Origin of the sequence: Streptococcus hyointestinalis (genome assembly GCF_041225505.1) — a bacterium.
GTDB classification, from domain to species: Bacteria; Bacillota; Bacilli; order Lactobacillales; family Streptococcaceae; genus Streptococcus; species Streptococcus hyointestinalis_B.
Genome location: NZ_JBCLSK010000069.1, coordinates 1 through 3,510, shown reverse-complemented (window position 1 = coordinate 3,510; position 3,510 = coordinate 1). Strand labels below are relative to the sequence as shown.

At 47.9% G+C, this 3,510-nt stretch carries 4 protein-coding genes; all 4 read right to left on the bottom strand.

Annotation, left to right across the window (positions count from 1 at the left end):
* Positions 1 to 704 (bottom strand): tyrosine-protein kinase (locus AALA56_RS09800; protein WP_369909856.1); only part of this gene is annotated, 704 nt, incomplete at its 3' end.
* Between the two features lie 13 nt (positions 705 to 717).
* Positions 718 to 1,404: a Wzz/FepE/Etk N-terminal domain-containing protein gene (locus AALA56_RS09795; RefSeq protein WP_277650001.1), complete on the bottom strand. Its 687-nt coding sequence runs from the start codon at positions 1,402 to 1,404 to the stop codon at positions 718 to 720.
* An 8-nt stretch (positions 1,405 to 1,412) separates the two neighbouring features.
* The gene (gene cps4B, locus AALA56_RS09790; protein WP_369909857.1) at positions 1,413 to 2,144 is read right to left on the bottom strand and encodes a capsular polysaccharide biosynthesis protein Cps4B; all 732 of its coding nucleotides are present in this window, start codon (positions 2,142 to 2,144) and stop codon (positions 1,413 to 1,415) included.
* Between the two features lie 10 nt (positions 2,145 to 2,154).
* Positions 2,155 to 3,510: LCP family glycopolymer transferase CpsA (cpsA, locus tag AALA56_RS09785; protein ID WP_369909855.1), on the bottom strand; the 1,356-nt coding region annotated here is incomplete at its 5' end.

Sequence of the window (3,510 nt, the reverse complement as noted above, 5' to 3'; positions counted from 1 at the left end):
TTTCTTCTACGAGATTTCTTCTCTTTCTGTCCATACTCCCCATAATTACCGTAGTCACCGTAACTACCCACACTATGGGCGGCTTTATTGAGGATGACCCCTAAAAATTGGGTGCCGCTGTGTTCGAGCTGCTCCTTGGCTTTGAGGACAAAGCGGCGTTTAATGGCGCCAGACTCGGTCACGATAATGGCACCATCACAGCTCTTGGCGATAATGGCCGCATCCACTACCAAACCAATCGGTGGCGCATCGATAATCACATAATCAAACAACTGCTTGGTCATCTCCATCATGTGGGTAAAATTGGTATTTTGTAAGAGGTGAGTAGGGTTTGGTGGCACTTGTCCTGCTGGAATGACCATGAGGTTTGGGATATCGGTCTCACAGATGGCTTCTGCCAACTCGGCATTGCCAGACAGATAACTGGTCAAGCCCACCACACTGCCCTCTGCTCGGAAGGTTCCAGACAGCACAGAGTTTCTGGTATCCGCATCAATCAAGAGGGTCTTAAAGCCCACCTTAGCCATGGAAATAGCTAGATTGACTGCTGTTGTGGTTTTCCCTTCGTTAGGTTGCACAGAGGTCAACACGATACTCTTAATATCGCTACCGCTAAACTGGATATTGGTACGGATAGAGTTGTAATACTCCTCAGCTTTCTCGTATAAGCTTTGCTTTTTAGAAGCAATCGTCAAACGTGTCATCAATCGTATCTCCTTATAGTTTACTCATATCAGGGACAGTGCCTAGGAGGGTGAGCTCCAGTCTGTTTTCCACATCTTCGGCTGACTTGACACGGTCATCGAGCACTTCTGCTAGGATGACAGCTGCCATAGAGAGGAAAGCACCGACCAAAAAGCCAAGCAGGGTATTGCGCTTGGTGTTGGGTGAGGATGGGGTGTTTGAGACCTTAGCGACTTCAAGCGTCGTCACATCCTCCACCTTAGTCACTTCCTTGATCTTTGTCGTCGCAGCTTCACGAACGGCATTGGCTAGACGAGCCGCTTCTTTGGCATTGCTGTCTTCCACAGAGATGGAAATCACACGGGTATCCGTTGGGATAGTGACCGCTACTTTCTTAGACAATTCGCTAGGCGTCAAGGATAAGTTTTCTTTGTCAATGACTTGGTTCATGACATCCGCTGAGGTGATGATTTCCTTGTAGTCATTAACCAAGTAGCTACCAGCTTGCAGGTCTTGGTTGGTGATGTTGTTATCGGTACGATTGACCACATAAATCCGTGTCGTTGAGGTGTATTCCTTTTGTAAGAGGAAAGTCGAGCCTAAAAAGGCGAGTGCAGCGACAAAAAGCGACACAAAAAGAATCAAGAACTTTTTCTGCCACAAGCTCTTAAGCAAGACAATAACATCAATTTCAATGGTTGAAGTTTCCTTCGCGTTCATACGGTCTCCTATAATACTTGGTTACTAATGATTTTCTCAAGGTTGCCCTTGAATAAGGCATGCGCCTTGTGGCGCCCATAGTCTTTAAAGATGGTCTCATAAGCTGCTTGCATATAAGGCGGGCGCTTATCCAGATTGTGCATGTCACTGGCAACGCAGTGCACCACATCTTCCTTTAGAAAATAGCGTGCTCGCTTCTTAAAGAGCTTCTCGCTATCGCCAAAGAGCTTGGGCTTTAAGACATGATTACTGTTAATCTGGGTGTAACAGCCCATGTCAATCAACTCCCGCACCCGATCCGCCTTGTACTCAAGAGCATTGTAGCGCTCGATGTGGGCGACCACTGGGGTGATGCCTAGCATCAAAACCTTGGTGAGGGCCGAGTGGATCTCCCGCCATGGTGTGAGCATACTAAACTCAATCAGCGCATAGCGAGTGCCATTCAAGGTCGGCACCATGCCCTTCTCCAGCTTTTGGTGCAAGTCCTCGGTGTAAAAGAGCTCACCGCCATAGAGAATGGTCAAATCTTCGTAGCGCTCTTCTGCCGCTTCCTTGACCACTCGGAAGTGCTCATGAATGGTGCGCTCAGGCGTTTCAAACATGCCCTTGCGCCGATGGGAGGTCGAGATGATGGTGCGCACTCCCTGACGGTAGCTCTCGCCGATAAGGGCTAAACTCTCCTCTAGGGTCTTGGGACCATCATCAACATCAAAAACAATGTGTGAATGAATATCAATCATACCCGTTCCTTTAGTTGGCATTTAGTGTGGCATTGATGGCTGCCTTGGCTTTATCAATGTTGTCTTGGTTGAGTTGCATCATGTAGAGACTGGCTGATGGCATGGCATAAGAGGTCAATTCCCCTGTTGAGCCAGTACCAGTTACCGCTTGTGAAGTCACGGTGAACTTGTCATTTGAGGACAACTGGGAGTTGGCGATTTCCATGATGTCAGACAGTGGCATATTGGTTTGGATGGAGTCTTGTAAGTTAGAGACAATGGTGGAGAGCTTGGTTAGTGAGTTGAGCGACACTAGCTTATTGACAATGGCAGAGATGACTTTTTCTTGGTTCTTGCCACGGTCATTGTCCCCATTTTCTAGCGAATAGCGCTCACGAACAAAGGCTAGCGCTCCAGCGGAGTCCAGAGTGACATTGCCCACCTCAAAGCTGTAGTTTTTGTTGGTGTAAGAGGTGAAAGCTTGGTCGTTGTAGACGGTAATGCCGCCAATAGCGTCAATCAGTTTCAAGAAGGACGTGAAATTAAGGCGGACATAGTAGTCAATGGTGATGCCATAGAGGTTTTCCAGAGTCTTACGAGAGGTATCCACTCCATAGATACCCGCATGGGTCAGCTTGTCGTATTGGTTGTTGCCACCATCTGGGATTTGCACGTAGCTGTCTCGTGGGGTCGTGGTTAGTAAAATCTTGTGGGTCTTGAGATTGACCGTCATGATGATATTGACGTCTGAGCGAGACACGGTGCTGATAGAGCCGTAGGTATCAATCCCTGACACATAGATGTTAAAGCTATCCTTGTTGGCTGAGGTTGCCGTTGACTTGGTCGCTTTTTTAACCTTGTAAGTGTAGAGGGTTTTGAGATTAGAGCTAAAGTCCTTGTCCTGCAGCTCGAGGAGACTCGAGTAGGCACTGTTTAGAACCATAGCTTGGGAGCTGCCGCTCATCAGATTGGTGTAGGCTTTTTGATAAGAGTCCACTTCTGTCGTCTTGAGGCTGACGCCCTTGTCTGACTTGACCTTATCAATCAGAGCTGTGATATTGTCCGAGTCACTAGAGGTTGGTGCGTCAACCGTCGTCACTTGGTCAATGGAGGTGATAGAGCTGTCCTTTGGCACCACCACACTCATCTCCACTTCCGAGTAAAAAGTGGACTTGTTTAGGCTTTCTCCGAGATTAATGGCAGAGCGAAAAGCAAACAAGATCGCACAGGTGACCACTGAAAACAGTGCTAGAAGCGTTGTCGTCGTCTTTGGCGCACGCCTTAAGAGCAACAAAACCAAACTCCCCACCAAAACCGCTAGCAAGACAACCGTCAGCAAGACGTTGACATAGCGAAAGGCCAGGAAGTTATAGCTGTACATGGTGTA

Excerpts from the sequence above, each read along its gene's own strand:
- AALA56_RS09795 (WP_277650001.1), bottom strand. The coding sequence starts at position 1,404 with ATGAACGCGAAGGAAACTTCAACCATTGAAATTGATGTTATTGTCTTG.
- cps4B (WP_369909857.1), bottom strand. The coding sequence starts at position 2,144 with ATGATTGATATTCATTCACACATTGTTTTTGATGTTGATGATGGTCCC.